The 19,802-nt window shown below is 26.1% G+C and carries 13 protein-coding genes; all 13 read right to left on the bottom strand.

Translation table 11 applies throughout. The features are described 5' to 3' along the window. Positions 1–54: 54 nt before the first annotated feature. The 13 genes from AYC60_RS06815 to AYC60_RS06755 are packed head-to-tail and all read right to left on the bottom strand — an operon-like array spanning position 55 to position 19,703. Positions 55–5,037: a translocation/assembly module TamB domain-containing protein gene (locus tag AYC60_RS06815; protein WP_067322815.1), complete on the bottom strand. Its 4,983-nt coding sequence runs from the start codon at positions 5,035–5,037 to the stop codon at positions 55–57. Positions 5,038–5,052: 15 nt separating this feature from the next. Further along, positions 5,053–5,748, bottom strand: coding sequence for a 16S rRNA (guanine(527)-N(7))-methyltransferase RsmG (rsmG, locus tag AYC60_RS06810; RefSeq protein WP_067322812.1), 696 nt, complete (start codon positions 5,746–5,748; stop codon positions 5,053–5,055). Then, positions 5,748–7,622, bottom strand: a complete 1,875-nt coding sequence (gene mrdA, locus AYC60_RS06805) for a penicillin-binding protein 2 (RefSeq protein WP_067322810.1) — start codon at positions 7,620–7,622, stop codon at positions 5,748–5,750. The genes rsmG and mrdA overlap by 1 nt, the downstream gene beginning before the upstream one ends. 5 nt (positions 7,623–7,627) lie before the next feature. Continuing rightward, complete coding sequence (gene rsfS, locus AYC60_RS06800; RefSeq protein ID WP_067322807.1) at positions 7,628–7,933, bottom strand: ribosome silencing factor; 306 nt, start codon at positions 7,931–7,933, stop codon at positions 7,628–7,630. 8 nt (positions 7,934–7,941) lie between these two features. Next, positions 7,942–8,928, bottom strand: coding sequence for a LytR C-terminal domain-containing protein (locus AYC60_RS06795; RefSeq protein ID WP_067322804.1), 987 nt, complete (start codon positions 8,926–8,928; stop codon positions 7,942–7,944). A gap of 13 nt (positions 8,929–8,941) precedes the next feature. After that, positions 8,942–9,643 carry an RsmE family RNA methyltransferase gene (locus tag AYC60_RS06790; protein WP_067322801.1) on the bottom strand — a complete coding sequence of 234 codons (702 nt, stop codon included), beginning with the start codon at positions 9,641–9,643 and terminating at the stop codon, positions 8,942–8,944. Between the two features lies 1 nt (position 9,644). Continuing rightward, positions 9,645–10,649, bottom strand: a complete 1,005-nt coding sequence (ruvB, locus tag AYC60_RS06785) for a Holliday junction branch migration DNA helicase RuvB (RefSeq protein ID WP_082762594.1) — start codon at positions 10,647–10,649, stop codon at positions 9,645–9,647. A 10-nt stretch (positions 10,650–10,659) separates the two neighbouring features. After that, positions 10,660–11,217 (bottom strand): hypothetical protein, encoded by a 558-nt coding sequence (locus AYC60_RS06780; protein ID WP_067322796.1) that lies wholly within the window; start codon positions 11,215–11,217, stop codon positions 10,660–10,662. 17 nt (positions 11,218–11,234) lie between these two features. Further along, positions 11,235–13,241 carry a glycine--tRNA ligase subunit beta gene (glyS, locus tag AYC60_RS06775; RefSeq protein ID WP_067322793.1) on the bottom strand — a complete coding sequence of 669 codons (2,007 nt, stop codon included), beginning with the start codon at positions 13,239–13,241 and terminating at the stop codon, positions 11,235–11,237. After that, entirely contained in the window at positions 13,241–14,122 is an 882-nt protein-coding gene (gene glyQ, locus AYC60_RS06770; RefSeq protein ID WP_067322790.1) for a glycine--tRNA ligase subunit alpha, read from the bottom strand. Before glyQ ends, glyS begins: the two co-directional genes overlap by 1 nt. A 21-nt stretch (positions 14,123–14,143) precedes the next feature. After that, positions 14,144–14,605, bottom strand: coding sequence for a signal peptidase II (gene lspA, locus AYC60_RS06765; protein ID WP_067322787.1), 462 nt, complete (start codon positions 14,603–14,605; stop codon positions 14,144–14,146). 1 nt (position 14,606) lies between these two features. After that, a complete protein-coding gene (gene ileS, locus AYC60_RS06760; RefSeq protein ID WP_067322785.1) occupies positions 14,607–17,393 on the bottom strand; it encodes an isoleucine--tRNA ligase in 2,787 nt (928 codons plus the stop codon). Between the two features lie 9 nt (positions 17,394–17,402). Next, positions 17,403–19,703 (bottom strand): Tex family protein, encoded by a 2,301-nt coding sequence (locus tag AYC60_RS06755; RefSeq protein ID WP_067322783.1) that lies wholly within the window; start codon positions 19,701–19,703, stop codon positions 17,403–17,405. Between the last annotated feature and the right edge of the window lie 99 nt (positions 19,704–19,802).

Here is a 19,802-nt window from a genome sequence, read left to right as displayed (position 1 = left end):
CTATTTTTTATCAATTTATACATTTGTAATTATACCATAATTTTACTTTTTTTTCTACTTATTAGTATCTTCGTCAACATTATTTTCTATTTTTTCTTTATTTTCTAAAACCTTTTTCTTTTTAAATAAAGAAGATAAATCATCAATAATTTCTACAAAACTTCCATATCTATTATCATACTGAAGACCTGTATAGAATGTTGCATTTCCTGTCTTACTATTTGATATATCTATAGGTGTCTTAATACCTACAGTAGTTGATATACCTTTTTTAAGTAAATAATTTAACCATAAATTATATTTCAACTTATTCTTTACACTGTCAGTTCTTAAATCAAATGGAACTGTAAGCTCAGCATTCCAATATAGGTTATTTACATTGAAGAACTGATCATTGATATAGAAAGTAGTTGAAGTATTATCAATAATATCTTTAATTTCCAAACTATTCTTTGAATCAAAATTGGCTTTAATTTTAAAGTCATTTATACCTAAAGTTGAACTAATTTTATTAGTAAATGTTGAAAACAGAAGATTATTTAATGCAGATGATAAGGCTTTTCCTACTATATTAGATGTTTTTATTTTTTCAATATCTAATAATCCTCCCTCTTCATCAAATGCTATAATACCTAAAATTTCATTAGTATCTTTACCTTGTTCTGAACTAAGTTCTATAGTTCTATTATTAAGTGTTCCTGTTATTTTAACTTGTATTATATCTCCATTAACATTAGTAAATGCTTTAAATTCTATACTTGGATCTAAATTACCTACGAATTTTACTACAGCCTCTTCTATCTTAAATTTATGTCCATTTAATACAAATTCTCCTTTATTTACATTTAAATCTGAATAAATAGATAAGTTAGATCTATCAAAAGCTACCCTTGCATTACCAAAAGCACTTCCCTTAATATCTTTTACTAAACCTACAACTGAAGGTATATTAATATTAATATCTTTTTCAGTTTCTAGTGAAACGTCTAATACATGTTGATTAATAATATTTTTAATTATTTGATTTTTTAATTCAGTAAAATAGTCATTTACGTTAGTAATTGATTTTTTTGATTTATTATTTGAATTTAAAAATGGAGAAATATTTACAATATTACCATTATTTAAAACCACATTACCAAATATTTTATTATTTTCTATCTTAATATCACTAGTAACTTTCAAATTATTACCTGCATATTTTAGATTTACATTATCTATTTTAGTATTTACTTCTATAGGACCCATCTTAATATTTTTTGATTTTAAGAAGTCATCAGCTATTTCTGGTAAGTCTAGTTTACCTAACATACTGAAGTTACCTCCATTTGCATTACCTCTTAATTCATTAATACTAATAGTTTTATTCTTTAGGTCTATATCTGCATTAACTTTATTTAAATTAGCTATATCATCTGTAGTCTTTAGTGAGAAATTATCTATATTAATCTTTCCTTCGACTAAGTTTTTCTTAAGATATAGGTTTAAATTAGCTATACCACTTGACTCCTTAATTTTATCACTAATTTCTAAGAATTTTAAGTTAAAATCATTAGCTAATAGATTGAAATGATAGTCATTAAATGGATAAGATACATAACCATCTAATAAGAAAGGGTTATTTTCATATTCTAAATATGCTTCAGAAATATTTATACCATTTTCATTACCCTGAACATCTAAATTGACATCAGTTACTTTAAGATTATTTAGTAATAATGAATCACTCTTAACATTTAATGATGCTAATGTCTCATCTTTATTATGTCTTAATATCATATCTAATATTAATTTACCTTTATATGTTTTAGGATTTAATATAGTTATCTTTTCTAAATCTATTTCTTTTTTATCAACTCTATAATCTATATCTAAATTAGATAAATCAAAACTGTCTTTAAATTTAAATACTTCATTATTTTTACTATCTTTTATTTCAAAGCTATTAATGTCTAAATTACCAGTTTTAGTTAAATTAAATAAATTAGCATTTTTATGATTAATATCTAAGAATATCTTAGGTATTTTATATTCTTTATAGCTTAAATTTTCTATATCTAAATTACCTTTTATATCAGTATTTTCAAAATTACCCTTGATATTTAATTTAGAATTTACATTTAATTTAAGATCATTTATATCAACTAATTCTTCTATATTATTTTCTTTTAATTCTACATTTACATCGTAATTTTTTTCTTTAATATCAAATTCACCACTAATGTTATAGTCTCTAACTTTCATTTTTTCTAAATTTATCTTGTTATTTACTATATTTCCATTCATGACAAAATCTGATATTTGTTTTTTATTAAGTAATACGGGTGATTCATCTACTGAAATATTTCCATTTAAATCATTTATATTACCATTAACATTTAATCTCATATTATTAACTAATACATCTATATCTGGACCGAAGGTAGAGTAAATATTATACGCATTTAAACTAGATTTTAATTCAACATTTTCAGTTTTTAAATTATATTTACCCTCTACCTTTAATTTATCATTACCAAACTCATCAACAAAAATATCTTCTTTTCTAATTTTAACTTTAGATTTTACATCTAAGAATCTTTGATATTTAATCCATAATTCATCCATAGATAAGTCAAAATCCATATCAAATTCTTTAAGATTATTAATAGTACCTTTTAATTTTAAATTTTCATATTCTGCAATATATCCACCATATGCACTAGTTATATCTATATTCCCTCTTAGATTATCTAAATTACCATTAATTTTAGTATTAAAATTAAGTGGCATTTTTTCTTCTATATCTTTATTTAAATAACCTAGTTGTTTTCCTATTTCAAATATATCTATCTTCTCACCAGTTATATTATATGAATTAATTAAATCCTTAGTAGTATTACCACTAACTATTAATTTCCCATCTTTTATATTAACAACACTATTTATATCGTATTTTCCATTATTAATAATGATATTTGCATTAGCCATGTCAAAGAATTTTCCATCCCCACTAACACCTAAATCAATATTCCCTGATTTAACATTTCCATCTTTGTAGTTATATAGTACATCTCTTAATTTAGGCTTAATACCAAATTCATTGTCCTTATACAAAATATTTATAGGTTTTTTTACATCAGCTGAAATCAATATACTATCTTTAAGATTTTTAGCAACTATATCAGCACTTAAATCCTGTCTTGTACCTTCTACTTCATCTAAGTTTTTAACACCTATTTTTTTTGCAAATTTTATTAAGTCAAAATTCTTAGCATTAACATTATATTTATGAACTAAATTCTTACATGTTTGTCCATTTATATTAATATTTCCTTCATCTGTATTTGCTGAAGCATTTACTTTATATAGGCCCTTACCTATATTTACTTTACCATTTAATGTATTAAAGTATTTTCTATCGTTAGATTTTGCATTAATATCTAAGATACCACTTAAAATATCATTATTCTTTATAGAATAAGTTAAATCTTTAATACTAGGTATAATATCTAAATTATTATTTTTATATATTACATTAATTGGTGATTTAGGAATAAGATTTAATATGACATTTTGGTTTTCATTTACGTATTTTAAATTACCATTTACTTTATTTTCTTTAAAATCAACCAATACATCTTTGTTTTCTTTTACTTCAACATTACCAGTAATTTTTTTAAGATTAATAAAATTAGATTTATTATCAAATTCAAATATTCCTTTACCACTAATATTTTTAAGATTTAAATCAAAGTCTGCATTTGCATTTCCTTTAACTACTAAATCCTCTGATATTTTATTTGTAACTCCTATATTGTTACCACTAATATTTAATATATTTTTTTCTTTTAATTTAAATCCTAAATTTAAATCATTAAAATCTACTCCAAAAGAATTTAAATACTTAGTATTTACACTACCATCAAACTTATCAAAATCAACTTCTTTATCTTTAATTGAAAGTCCTAAATCTATGTCAACATCAATTTTATCTGATTTATTACCTAAATTCATTTTTTCTATTAATGAATATTTTTTTAAAGTCTCAATATATGCATTTTTTATCTTAGTTTTAAGATTTAATTTATTATTATCAACATTAAATTTTATACCTAAATCTAAATCAGAACCATCAACTTTAGCATTACCATTTAAATCTATATCATATTTATTAAATTTAACATTAGCATTTGCTTTTTTTATTATATCCTTGTATTCTTTATACCATATATCTGAATCTTTAATATCCAAATTCCCAAAAAACTCAAGTTTTCTATCCATGTTTTCAACTATTTCTAGTTTACCATTTAATTTCCCGTTATTTGCGGAAACCATGTCATTAATAGGTACATATTGAAATAGATCATTAGTTATATTTACATTTTTAAAATCAAAGTTAAATTTTATTCTTTCATTTTTTTCCTCACTATATTCTCTATTAGAGAAAAGATCAAATCCATTTTTCTTTTGTTCTGTTTCTAACTTAATCTTTATCTTTAATTCTTCATCTAAATCAGACTTACCTATAGCCTCTAAATCTAAACTAGTTTGTAAACTGTTATATAGATAACCATCTACATCCTTAAATTCCTTTTCTATTTTCTTATCAAAAGAATTGTCTATATATCTTAAAGTAACATCATTGAAATTAACCTTATTAATTAAAGATAATCTTCTATAATCTGTTTTTTTAGTAATAGGAAGTATTTTTTCTAAATTTATTCCTTTTTCATCTCTTTCTAAAATTACATTACCACCATAAAGTTCAACATCAGATATTCTAGATGGTGTAAATAGGTTAATTTTAGCCTTAGCTAAATCTACAGCTATTACTTCCTTATCATCTTGAGTTTTAAGTCTTAAATCTTTAATCTCTATTCTAGATAAACCATGTAATTTTAAGTCTGAATAATCTACCTTTATTTTAAAAACTTTATTTAATAAAATTTTTAAATGAGATTCAAAAGCATTAGTATTAACATATTCTTTAGCTCCAACTACTATTAAAGAAAGTGGTAATATCACTGATAAACTTCTTTTTAATCCCTTGTTCATATTCAGACCTCCTTTTTATATTGGTTTTTTACTAGGTATACCTACAGCTCTAGGATACATACTAGGCGTTTTTTTATTCTTACTAATTTCTAAAACTATCCTTTCATCCTTAGAAATAGGTAAATTGAATTTATGTATATTATCTATACTAGAATGTAATACATTTAATGCATTATTTGATTCTTCTAACTCATTTAAATTTAATTTTTGAGGTAAAAATCTTCCATTAACCTTTAAAAAAGGTATCATATACTCTAGTATTATTCTTAAATTTGCAACACCTCTACAAAGAGCTACATCAAATTTTTCTCTATATTTTTTTATTATTTCCTCTGCTCTTTCTGTACTAGTTTTTACATTTTTTAAATTTAGTTTTTCTATAACTTCATCTAAAAATGCAACTTTTTTCTTAACTGAATCCACTAATAGGAATTGCTTTTCAGGATAAAATATTGCTAGTACTAAGCCTGGAAATCCAGCACCTGTTCCAAGATCTATAAATGTTTTTTCATCATCCTTTATTACTTTAGTAAGCAAAAGTGCATCTATAAAGTGTTTTTCTAACATATCTTTTTCATCTCTAATAGCAGTAAGATTCATAACCTTATTTTTTCCTGCTAAAAGATATAGATAAGATAGCATATTATCAATTATATCTTCATCCATTTTTATTTCAGATAAATTTAAAAGATTAATAAAATATTCTTTCATTAAATTTCACCTTTTAATTCATAATATTTGGAAATGAATTCATATACTCTACCTCCAGCTTCTACTGCCCCATAACCACCTTGTTCAACAAGAGCAACAAATGCTATTTCTGGATTATTACTAGGAAAGTAGCCTGCCATCCACGAGTGATGTGCTTCATTTCTATTTTGTGCAGTACCTGTTTTGGCTGAAACTGATACAGGCAATGAATTTAATGCTCTTGCTGTACCCTCAGTTACTGTCATTCTTAATGCTTTTTGCATATTTTTTATATTTTCTTCTTTTAGGTTTAACTTTCTTAAAACTTCTGTTTCTTTAGTCATTTTCATTCCATCTGAATTTTCAAAATATTCTATAAAAGTTGGCCTAAGCATAACACCATTATTTGCTACAGCCTGATACATCATAAGTACTTGCATAGGAGTCATAAGCATATATCCTTGACCTATAGACATGTTTATTAAATCTCCAGGCAACCATTTTTGATCTATTGCATTTTTAAATCTTTTTTTCTTCCAATCCGGTGTAGGCAATACTCCTGAGATTTCTCCAGGTAAATCTACTTCAGTTAATTCACCTATACCGAAGTCTTTAGCTACTTCAAAATACTTATCTCTATTTATTCTTAAAATATTTTGGTAATAGTATGTATTTACTGATTCTGCTATAGCTTTAAAGAAATTAGTAGTTCCATGACCTGCTCTATTTGAATCTCTAAAAGTAACCTTACCATAAGTAAATTCACCCGTAGAATACATAGTTTCATATGGAGATATACCATTTTCAATTATAGCTAAACCACTGACTATTTTTGCTGTAGAACCAGGTGGGAATAATCCTGCAATACCTCTATTTAATAGAGGTCTCTTAGGTGAATTAAGTAAATTATCCCAGTCTGTCTTACTAATTCTTGAACTTAAAATATTTAAGTCTATTTCTGGATAACTTACATAAGTAATTACCTTACCAGTTTTAACATCTATAGCTATAAAGGTACCTACTTTTCCTCTAAATTTCTCTGTCATATATTCTTGTAGATTAAAATCTAGTGATAGATAAATATTTTTACCTGCTTCAGATTTTTCTTCATCAAGTTTATTTAATACATTTCCTCTTGCATCAACTTCAACAAATTCTTTACCAGATTTACCTTTTAGTTCTATATTATATGTTTTTTCTATACCATCTTTCCCTACAAGGTCATCTTTTTCAAAACCTTTGTCCTTAAGTTCTTCATACTCTTTTTCACTAATTAACTTAACATTACCTATAACATGTGATGCTATCTCATGTTTATGATAATATCTTTTATCATATTCTAGAATATCTAAACGTGGATTAGTTATTTTTTCTACTCCTATTAATGCATTATTTACATTTAAATCCTCATCTATAATTATTACCTTATCAAATCCTGTAGGTAAAACTTTATAGAATTTGTTAATTATATCTTCATATTCCATATTAGTAAGTTTCATTATATCTAAGCTATCTAAATATATTTCTTCTAGTTTAGCTTTTGATTTTTTACTTAGTTTAGAAAAAGCTTCTTCTCTATAAACATCACTTTTATTATATACATCTTTTAATAATTCAGCTTCTTCTTTAGATATATTTTGAGTTTCTTTATGTATTAAATGATAACCTGTAGTATTACTAACTAAAAGTAATCCATTTTTATCATATATTTTACCTCTTGCTGGCTTAATAGTATTAGTTCTTAAACTATTTCTTGAGGCCCTATTTTGATATAGCTCACTATTAGTAATTTGTAAATTATATAGTCTTAATACTAATCCAAAAAATATTAGAAATACTATGAATATAAAAGCTGAAGCCCTTTTACTCTTATCTTCTATATCTAATATTCTCATTTTTCTTATACACTTTCATAAAATTCATCTAGGTTATAGTAATCTCTTGCATCTTTTGTAAAAACACTAACTATTACATCTCCACCATCTATTAAAACCCAATTTGCCTCTTCTTGTCCTTCAATTCCTTTTACTAAAGGCATATTTTTCTTTAATTCTTGTACTATAGCTTCAACATTTCTAGAAGAAGAACCTGTACAAAGTATAGAATAATCAAAGAAAGGTGATTTACCTTTTAAATCATATACTTTAATATCTAATCCTTTTTTTTCCTCTATTGCATCTACTACTACTTTTACTATATCTTCCATATTTCTCCTTATTTTGTTGTTATTATTAATTTTCCATTTACAGTTGTATCTTCTTTTAAAGTTGCATTAGGTAATAATCCTAATAATTTTTTAGCTATAAATATATCTTCAGGATTATATATGATTATAGTTTCATCTTTAATATCTTCATTATTGTATTTTGCTTCAGTTTTTGTAGTAACACTATATCCTGAAAGCAAATTTTCAACATCTTTTAATCCACCTTTTGATAACACTTCTATACTATATTTAACATTTGCATCATTACCAGTAATTAATACAACATCTTGATCTGATTTTAAATCTGGATTATTTTGAACTTTAATATATTTTATATTTACAGTATTTACTAATTTTTCTAATTCTTCTTGTGTTAATTTATGATTAATTATGTAAGATAAATTTTCTCCTTTACCATAATTTTCTGACATAGCATCTAATCCTAAAGTAGCTTTTAAACTTTCTCCTAATCTTCTTGCATAACCATCTATACCATTAGCATTTAATATTGCTATTTTTTTACCTGTTAAATTTACTTCTTTAGCTTCTGTTTTATTATCTTCTTTTTTCTCTTCTTCATCCTTAGTTTCATCTTTTGCTATTAAAAGCTCAGGATTTTTACTAGATAAATCTTTAGATAGAGCTATTGCATCTATTATTTTCTTTTCACCTAATGAAAGTAGAGGCATTTGACTAAAGTTAGTAGGTGCTTCACCTTCTACTATACCATTAAATCCATGTGGAAAATATTTTTTTAAGTCAACTAAGAAATCATCTTCTTCATTGCTAAAAAATGATCCTTTAAAATAGTCTGAAACTTTTTTATCCTTAGTAATATATGTGTCCTCATTTAATTTAATAACTGTATCGTTATAGTGTAAGTAATAAGTATTTTCTACTTTTACTATTTTGTTCCCTTCAATTTCTTTCATTGTCTTAGTTCCACAAGAAACTAATGCTAATAATATTAAAAATATTGTTAAATTTTTTTTCATTTTTACCTTCCTTTTATTCCTTTATATTTATTATACTTCCTGCAAGCACTATAGCTGCTGTTTCAGCCCTTAGTATTCTTTTTCCTAAACTAATTTCTATAGCTCCTACAGATTTTAAATATTCAACTTCTTCTAATGTAAATCCGCCTTCTGGACCTATGATAATTAATATATTTCTATCATCTTTACTAATTGCATCTTTAATATTTAAAGATGAACTACTATTTTCATAAGCATATATAATTTTATCATAGTTTCCATATTTTATCCTTTTAATTTCATTAAGTATTTCTACGTTAGTTTTTTTTATGGCCCTACATTGTTTCATACTTTCTCTAACTACTAAGTCCCATTTTTCCTTCTTCTCATTAATTTTAACTACTACTCTTTCAGTTTTTAATGGAATAATGTTTCTTATACCTAGCTCTGTTAATTTTTGTATAAGTAATTTCATTTTTTCATTCTTTAATAATCCTATTGCAATATCTATATTAAATGGTAATGAATACTGATCTTCTTTTTTTTCAGAAATACTAATTAAAATATTTTTCTTATTTATTTCTTTAATTATTCCCCTGTATTCATATTCAAAATCTATAACCCTTACTTCATCATTTTCTTTTAGTCTATATACATTTTTTATATGATTAATTTCAGTTATTTCATTAATTTCTACTAAATTACCTAAAATTTTATCTGCTATAACAGTTAACATCTTACCTCTTTTCAAGTCCCATATGAGAGTAAGCTAGGTCTGTAACCTCTCTTCCTCTTAAACTTACTTTTAATAGTCCTAATTGTATTAAATATGGTTCATATACTTCTTCTATAGTTTTTCTATCCTCACCTAAATGTGTAGCCAATGTTTCAACTCCTACAGGACCTCCTGAATAATTTATAATTATAGCTCTTAATAAGTTTCTATCCATCTCATCAAGACCCTTATCATCAACCTTAAGTATTCTTATTACTTCTTTCATAATATTATCATCTATAATACCATTACCATTAACAGTAGCATAATCTCTTGATCTTTTTAAAACCCTATTTGCAAGCCTAGGTGTTCCTCTACTTCTAAGAGCAATTTCACGTAATGAATTTCCTCTACACTCTACTTCTAAAATATTTGCAGATCTTGCAATTATTTTCATAAGTTCTTCTGTAGTATAGAAATTCATTCTATGTTGTATTCCAAATCTATCTTTAAACGGTTTAGATAATTTTCCTGCCATAGTTGTTGCGCCTATAAGAGTAAATCTTTTTAATTCAACTCTATAACTAGTAGCTCCATGACCCTTTCCTAACATTATATCTACTTTAAAATCTTCCATAGCTGAATAAAGTATTTCTTCTATATTAGTACTTAATCTATGTATTTCATCTATAAACAAGACATCCCCATCTTCAAGTGTAGTAAGTATAGATACTAAATCACCAGCCTTTTCTAATACAGGCCCTGAAGTTATCTTAATATTAGTTCCCATTTCATTTGCAATAACTGTAGCCATAGTAGTTTTACCTAGTCCTGGTGGACCAAAAAGTAGAATATGATCTAATGACTCCTGTCTTATCTTTGCTGCTTTTATAGATATATTTAGCGTTTCTTTAAGATCTTCTTGTCCTATATAGTCTTTAAATAGTTGTGGTCTTAAAGAATTTATATCATTACTTATTTCATAATCTTCCAATAATTCATTTAAATCAACAAATCTGTTTTCCACAATTACCTCCCTATTCTAATTCTAACTCAATAACATTATTATATACTTTTGTATTATTCTCAATATTAATAAACTCACCCTTAACTAAATCTCCATATACTTTTACCTTTTCGTTAGCAAAATCTATTAAATCTTTTTTAAAATTATTAAATTTAACTAAGTTATTATTACCATCGAAAAACAAGGCATCTATAGAAGTACTGTCTTTTGATAAGTCAAAAATACTTTTTTCTATTTTAGCTGAAATTTCTGTAGATAAATCTTTCTTTATTATATCTTTTAAATTTTTTATATCAAAATCAAAATTCTTACTAACTATAAAAAGATTTTCTACATTTAGTTTTTCAGTAAATACAGGGTTTATAACATTGTTATTGGGTTGACTTGGTTCAGAAATCAAATCACTAGTATTAACATATGTAGAATAGTCTTCAATATTAATGCCCTCTAAATGATCTATATATTTTTTTACTATTTCTTCATCTTCAAATACATTTACCTCTTTTTTTAGCTCAATTGGAGAAGAAATTACTCCAATTAAAGCTATAAATAATAATAATTTTTTCATTTCTCCTCCTTTATCACTTAAACTTGTATTAATTTATTAACTTTAGCTAAAACTTCATTTATTAAAGCTATTCTATTATTTTTTATTGCTTCATCTTTTACATTAATTATTACATTTTCAAAGAAATTATTAATTATATCTTTCTTATTTAATAACATATCTATGTCATTAAAATCTCCAGTTAATTCTTGAGATAATGAATATAGTTCTTTTTCTTCAGAAGTTTCAAAAATATTTAAATTTACATTTAAATTAACATCTTTAGCTATATTTTTTAATCTCTTAATTAGGTTAATTAATATTTCAAAATTTTCACCTTTTTCAAGACTTGAAAGCTTAGTTAATCTATCTTTAAGTTCCATAATAGATGTAACATTATTAATTTGGTAAGAAATTAAATTCTTACTGAAATCACTAGAAAGTATTGCTTCTAATCTTTGTTTTACAAATTCTAAAATATTTTCTCTTGATTTTTCATTTAATATTTTCTTATCTTCACCAAATATTTCTAATGCCTTATCAACTAATTCTACATAATCTATATTTAATCCTTTATTAAATGCACATAATAATAATCCGTTAGTAGCACGTCTTAAAGCATAAGGATCCTTAGAACTTGTAGGTATTAAATTAACTGAAAAAGCACCAACTAAAGTATCTAGTTTATCAGCTATAGATGCTATAGTACCTTCTATAGTTTCAGGTAAAATATCTCCTTGGTATCTTGGTAAATAGTGTTCAAATATACCTTTAGCAACTTCAGGTTTTTCTCCTTCTTTTTCAGCATAAACTGAACCCATAAACCCTTGTAATTTTGTAAATTCTTTTTCATTAATCACATTACTTACAAGATCTGCCTTAGATAAGAAAATGGTTCTTAAAATCTCATCAGTTTTTACTAAATTTAATTTTTCTATTAGATATTTAGCAATTTTTTGACTTCTTTCCATTTTTTCAAATATAGTTCCCATATCTTTTTGGAAAGTAACATTTTTAAGTTTTTCAACATTATCTTCTAATTTAATTTTTAAATCTTCATCAAAGAAGAATTTAGCATCAGCAAGTCTTGGCTCTATAACCTTTTCATTACCTTTTTTAACAAGTTCTGAATATTCAGGAGCGTTTCTTACTAATACAAATTTATTTGCAAGTTTACCATCTGAACTCTTAACAGGGAAATATCTTTGATGTGTTTCCATAGTTATAGTAATAATGTCTTCGGGCAATTCTAGATAATCTTTATTAAATTCACCTTTAATAGCATAAGGATATTCTACAAGGTTTACTACTTCATCTAATAAGTATTTATTTACTATTACCTTATCTCCATCATTTTCACAGTTATTTTTAACACTTTCAATTATCATTTCACGTCTTTTAACAGGATCTACTACTACATATTCTTTAAGTAATTTCTCCTCATACTTAGTACTATCATCTATTAATACTTCTTGACTTCCAAATAATCTCATACCTCTAGATACATTACTTGCTTTAATACCTTCAAATTCAAAATCAACAACCTTATCATCTATTGTTGCAACTATCCATTTTATAGGTCTTGCAAATCTAAAAGTTCTATCACTCCACTTCATAGTTTTATCAAAATCAAGTGCTTTTATAGCTTTTTCCATTAATTCTGGTAAAACTAAAGTTGTTTCAACTCCTTTAAGATTTTTTTCTACATAGATGTATTCACCTTTATCAGTTTTTTCTATTTTTAAATCACCTTCAGTTAAATTTTGAGAATTTAAAAATCCTAAAGCTGCCTTAGTTAAAACCCCATCTTTATATGCTACTGTTGTCGATGGACCTGTTTTCTTTTCATAAAAGTCTTTTTGCATACTTGCAATATTTTCAAAATATATTGCCATTCTTCTAGGTGAATTGTATTTTTTCTCACCTGAAAATTCAATTCTTGCTTCATTTAATTCTTTTTTAAATACTTCAAGTAAATCATCACTAGCCTTATCTACATATCTTGAAGGTAATTCTTCAACTCCAATTTCAAATAGAAATCTCATTATTTATCTCCCCCTTTTTTTAAAAGTGGATGTCCTAATTCCTCACGTGTTTTAACGAATATTTCTGCACATTTTTTAGCTAAATCTCTTACTCTTAAAATATATGACATTCTCTCTGTAGTTGAAATAGCTCCTCTTGCATCTAAATTGTTAAAAGTATGAGAACATTTTAATACATAATCATAAGCTGGTAATACTAATTTATGATTAATACAATTATTTGCTTCTTTTTCATACATATCAAATAAAGTAAAATTCATAGCACTATCACTAACTTCAAAACTATATTTGCTCATTTCATACTCATATTGGAATCTTCTTTCCCCATATTTAACACCCTTAGTCCACTCTAAGTCATATACATTTTCTTTGTTTTGTAGATAAAGTGCTATTCTTTCTAGTCCATAAGTAATTTCTGAAGGTGTAATATCTACTTCTATACCCCCTACTTGTTGGAAATATGTAAATTGTGTAATTTCCATACCATCTAGCCATACTTCCCAACCTAATCCCCAAGCTCCAAGAGTTGGAGATTCCCAGTTATCTTCAACAAATCTAATATCATGATTTTTTACATCTATACCTAAAGCTTCTAAACTTTTTAGATAAAGTTCTTGAATATTATCTGGTGATGGTTTCATTATCACTTGGAATTGATGATGTTGATATACTCTATTTGGATTTTGACCATATCTTCCATCTTTAGGTCTTCTTGAAGGTTCAACATAGGCTACATTCCATGGTTCTGGTCCTAAAGACATTAAGAATGTATCTGGGTTAAAAGTTCCTGCTCCAGTTTCAACATCATATGGATTACTAATTATACATCCTTGTTCACTCCAGTATTTTTGAAGTGTAAGTATTATATCCTGAAAATACATAGTATTTCCCCTTTCTTATGCTTATTTTTCTTTCTTAAATAGGTATATTAGTATAAGCATGTATATACCTATATGTATATAAATATCTGCAACATTAAATATGAATTGCCAGATTCCTCTGAAGTCTATCATATCTATAACAAAACCTCTAAAGAATCTGTCTATCATATTACCAGTTGCTCCTGCTGCAATAAAAATTATTGCAATTTTTTTTATGAAATCTGATTTTAAAAAATTTTTCCATTCTGTATAAATTATGTATGTTATTAAAATAGTACTAATTATTGTAAATACAACAATATGTCCTTGAAACATACCAAATACTCCACCATGATTTTCTATATATGTTAATTTAAAGAAATCTCCTAGTATAGGGATAGAATAACCAATTTGAGCATTTGAAATATTATACATAAAACTTTTTGTAAATTGATCTAGAAATACTAAAAATGCATATACTAGTACTAAAAATAAATATTGCATATTATTGTCCTTTCAACATTCTTAATACTTTAGCATCTCTTAGTGTTACATCAGGATATTCTGGATCTGTTCCAACTTCTTCAGAATATTTCCAACATCTTTCACATTTTTTACCTAAAGCTCTTACAACCTTAACTTCAAATCCTTCTAAATCTGTTGATTCTAATTCTTCTGAATTTGTAAATTCAACTTGTGAAACTAAGAATATATCTGAAATATCCCAATTTGAGTATTCTTTAATAAATTCATACTTATCATTAGTTACTTTAATTAATACTCTAGCATCTAATGATAATCCTATAGAACCATTTTGTCTTTCTTTTTCTATTTTTTTGTTTACTTCTTTTCTAAGCTCACCTAGTATTTGCCATTTTTTAGCTAATTCTTCATTTATATGTTCTGGTTTTGCTTGTACCCATGAAGCTAAATGAACACTTTCTTCCTTACCTTCATAGTCAAGTCTTTCCCAAATTTCTTCAGCTGTAAATGATAATACTGGAGATATTACTCTAACTAATACATCTAATATATCTACAAGTACTGTTTGAGCAGATCTTCTTTCAACCGAAGTTTTATATTCACAATAAAGTCTATCTTTTATAATATCTAAGTAGAATGATGACATTTCTACTGAACAGAAATATAGGATTTCTTGGAATAATGAATAGAATTCATAATTATCATAATGCTTAGTTACTTTAGCTTTTAATTCTTCTAATTTATGCATAGCCCATTTATCTATTTCTAGCATATCATCATATTTTACTCTATCATTTCTATCAAAATCATTTATATTACCTAATAAGTATCTTGCAGTATTTCTGATTTTTCTATATGAATCTGCCATTTGTTGTATTATATTATCAGATATTCTAACATCTTCTCTATAATCAACACTAGAAACCCATAATCTTAAAATATCTGCACCATGTACATCTATTATATCTTTAGGAGTTATAGTATTACCTAATGATTTAGACATTTTTCTACCTTGTCCATCCATAACAAATCCATGAGTTAATAATTTCTTATAAGGAGCATCATAAGTAGAAGCAACAGATGTAAGTAGTGATGATTGGAACCATCCTCTATGTTGGTCAGAACCTTCTAAGTAAAGATCTACAGGTCTAATATTATATCCTCTAGGTCTTAGTACAGCTCTATGTGTTACTCCAGAATCAAACCAAACATCAAGTATTGATTTTTCTTTTCTTAATTCTATATTTTTTAGGTTATGTTTAGCTAATAGTTCTTCACCTATTATTTCTTCAGCACTATATTTCCACCAAATATCAGTACCTTCTTTTTCTACTAAGTCTATTACTCTAGACATTATTTCTGATTGATATATTACTTCATTAGTTTTTGCATTATAGAATATTGGTATAGGCACTCCCCATACTCTTTGTCTAGATATAGTCCAATCTGGTCTATTTTCCATCATAGAAGTTATTCTATTTCTTCCCCAACTAGGTACAAATTCTACTTCTTCTAATCTATCTAATGCATTTTCTCTAACTTCCCCATCAACTTTTATAAACCATTGTTCAGTTGCTCTAAATATTACAGGTTTTTTACTTCTCCAATCATGAGGATAAGAGTGAACTAATTTTTTATGTCCTAGTAAATATCCTTTTTCATCAAGATCGTTCATTATTGCACCATTAGCTTTTTTGTAGAATAACCCTTCATATCCTGGAGCTTCATGAGTCATATGACCTTTATTATCTACAGGAGACAGGATTCCTATTCCATATTTTTGTGCTACGTTATAGTCATCAGCCCCGTGTCCTGGTGCAGTATGTACACATCCAGTCCCTGCATCTTCAGTTACGTGATCTCCTAATATTAACATAAACTCTCTGTTGTATAACGGGTGAGTATAAGTTAATCTTTCAAAATCTTTCCCAGATATTTCTTTTATTAACTCAAAACTTAAGTTCATTTCAGAGAAAGCTTTTTCAGCTAATGATTTAGAAAGTATTAAGTTTCCTTTTTCTGTTTTATATACTCCGTAAACAAATTCTTCATTTAAAGATATTGCAAGGTTTGCAGGTATAGTCCAAGGTGTAGTTGTCCATATTACCATAGCTGCATTTTCAACACCTAATTTTTCATTAGATTCATCAGTTAAGTTCATCTTAACGTATATTGAATCTGATTCAACATCCTTATATTCTATTTCAGCTTCTGCTAAAGCAGTTTCTGTAGTTGGTGACCAGTACACAGGTTTTAAACCTTTGTATACATATCCATTTTCATATATATCTCTAAATACTCTCAATTGCTCTGCTTCAAAATCTTTGTTTAAAGTTATATATGGATTTTCCCAATCACCTAAAATACCCATTCTAACAAAGTCTTTCTTTTGATTTTCTACAGATTTTAACGCATATTTTTTACAAGCATTTCTTAATTCTATAGGAGACATTTCTTTTGCTTTTTCTCCTAAATCTTGTATCATTTTCCATTCTATAGGAAGTCCATGTGTATCCCATCCAGGTATATATGGTGCATTAAATCCTTGTAATCTTTTATATTTTAATATTATATCTTTAAGCACTTTATTTATAGCATGTCCTATATGTAAATCTCCATTGGCATATGGTGGTCCATCATGTAAGAAAAAAGTTGGTTTTTCATCATGTAAAGATTTTTCATATATTTTATTCTTTCCCCAATCCCTTATAGTTAAAGGTTCTTTTTGTGCAAGATTTGCTTTCATTTTAAAGCTTGTTTTAGGTAAATTAAGCGTACTTGCATAATCTACTTTATTTTCTTCTGACATATTTTCCTCCTATTTTTTTATTTTCCATCCTTTATTTATTAATTGTTGCTCAAGTTTTCTTCTTTGAATCTCTTCTTTATTAACTTTTTGTTGTTTTTTCTTATTTTCCTTACTATTTTTATTAGGTTTAACATAGTTTGGATCTCTTCTAGTTAAACCAACTCTGCCTCTTTGCATATCAACATCTAATACTCTAACTTTAATAATTTGTCCTATTGATAAAACCTTAGTAGGATCATCAACAAATGAATCTGATAATTCTGAAATATGTATCATAGCATCATTTTTTAATCCTATATCAACGAAAGCTCCAAACTTAGTTACATTTCTAACTGTCCCTTCAAGTTCCATTCCAGCTTTTAAATCTTCTATAGATAATACATCTTCTCTTAATAAAGGTTTATCAAAATCATCTCTAGGATCACGTCTATCTTTAATCAATGCTTCATAGACATCTTTTGTAGTTTTATCTAATCCTGTTTTTTCAATAATATTTTGTAAATTAATAGATTTAAGTTTTTCTCTTACAGCTTCTAAATCTGTTTTTAAATCTTCTACTTTAGTTTCAGAGCTTGATAAAATTTCTTCTGCTATATGATAAGACTCTGGGTGAATTATTGTATTATCTAAAGGATTTTCTCCATTAGGTATTACTACAAATCCTGCAAGTTGTTCAAATGCCTTAGCACCTAAACCTTTAACTTTTAAAATTTCTTTTCTATTTTTAAAGTCTCCATTTTCTTTTCTATATTCAACTATATTTTTAGCAATATTCTTCTTAATACCTGAAACAAAACCTAATAATTCTGCACTAGCTGTGTTAATATTTACTCCAACTCTATTAACTATTTTTTCTATAGTCTGTTCTAGTTCTTCATTAAGTTTCTTTTGATTTACATCATGTTGATACATACCAACACCTATAGATTTAGGATCTATCTTAACAAGTTCTGCTAAAGGATCTTGTAATCTTCTAGATATAGAGATAGTTCCTCTAACAGTAACATCTAGTTCTGGGAATTCTTCTGCTGCTACTTTAGATGCAGAATAAACAGATGCTCCTGCTTCATTAACTATAATATATGATACTTTCTTTTCCTTATATTCCTTTAACAAGGCTGCAACAAAACTTTCTGTTTCACGGCTTGCAGTACCATTACCTATGGCTACTATATCAACATCATATTTGCTTAAGTATTTAAGTATTTTACTCTTTGCAGTTTCAAGTTGTTTATCTGTATGCATATCTTTTACTAGATATACTACATCGCTTTCTTGAAAGAATCCATCTTTATCTATAATTGCAAGTTTTGCTCCCGTTCTATATCCAGGGTCTAAACCTAATATAGTTTTTTTGTTTAAAGGTGGTTGTAAAAGTAATCCTTCTAAGTTAGTAGCAAAGTTTTCTATAGCTTCTAATTCAGCCTTTTCTGTTAATATATTTCTTAATTCATTTTCTATAGATGGATACATTAATCTATCTATAGCATCATTAATTACAGTAATAAAGAAAGCTTTTAAATTTACATTATTAAAATTCATTTTATATATATGATTTACTAATTCTTCTCTAGTAACTTCGTCAATTTCTAAATTAACCTTTAATATTTTTTCATTTTCTCCACGATTTACAGCAAGTATTCTATGTGTTACTATTTTAGAATAAGCCTCAGAGAAATTATAGTAATCTTTATATACTTGTTTTTCGTCTAAATCTTTATTTTTTTCTATTAATTTAGATACTACTAATGATTTTTCAGCAAGTAATTTTCTAAAATATTCTCTATTTGCAACTTCTTCAGATAATTTTTGCGCATAAATTAAATGAACTCCTTCTAAAGCAGCATCTACATCACTAACATTTTCATTAATATATTTAGTTGCTTCTTCTCTTAAAGCATCCATAGTAACTTTTTCATCCTTCGCAAAAATTGATAGTGGTTCTAAACCATTTTCTATTGCAATATCAGCCTTAGTTTTTTTCTTTTTCTTATATGGCATATATAAGTCTTCTACTCTTTGTAAAACCATAGCATCATTAATAGATTTTTCTAATTCTGGTGTTAGGGCACCTTGTTCCTCTATTAATCTAATAACTTCTTCTTTTCTCTTTTCTAAGTTTCTGTAATAAGTAATTTTTTCAACTACATCCCTAATTTGTTCTTCATCTAGATTTCCTGTAACTTCTTTCCTATATCTAGATATGAATGGTATAGTTGCACCATCATCATAAAGTTTCATAGTTTCTTCTATTTGTTTTAAACCTATATTTAGTTCTTTAGAAACATACTCAAATATTTTACTTTCCATTTTTGCCTCCAGTTTTTTCCTATCATATTATTTTATCATATTTTTTGCAAAAATTCTAGATAAAATCATATATTTAAGCTATATATCACATAAAAAAAA

Source organism: Streptobacillus felis, assembly GCF_001559775.1.
Classification (GTDB): domain Bacteria; phylum Fusobacteriota; class Fusobacteriia; order Fusobacteriales; family Leptotrichiaceae; genus Streptobacillus; species Streptobacillus felis.
The sequence above is the reverse complement of the archived record's forward strand: the minus strand, read 5'-3'. Positions and strand labels throughout refer to the sequence as shown.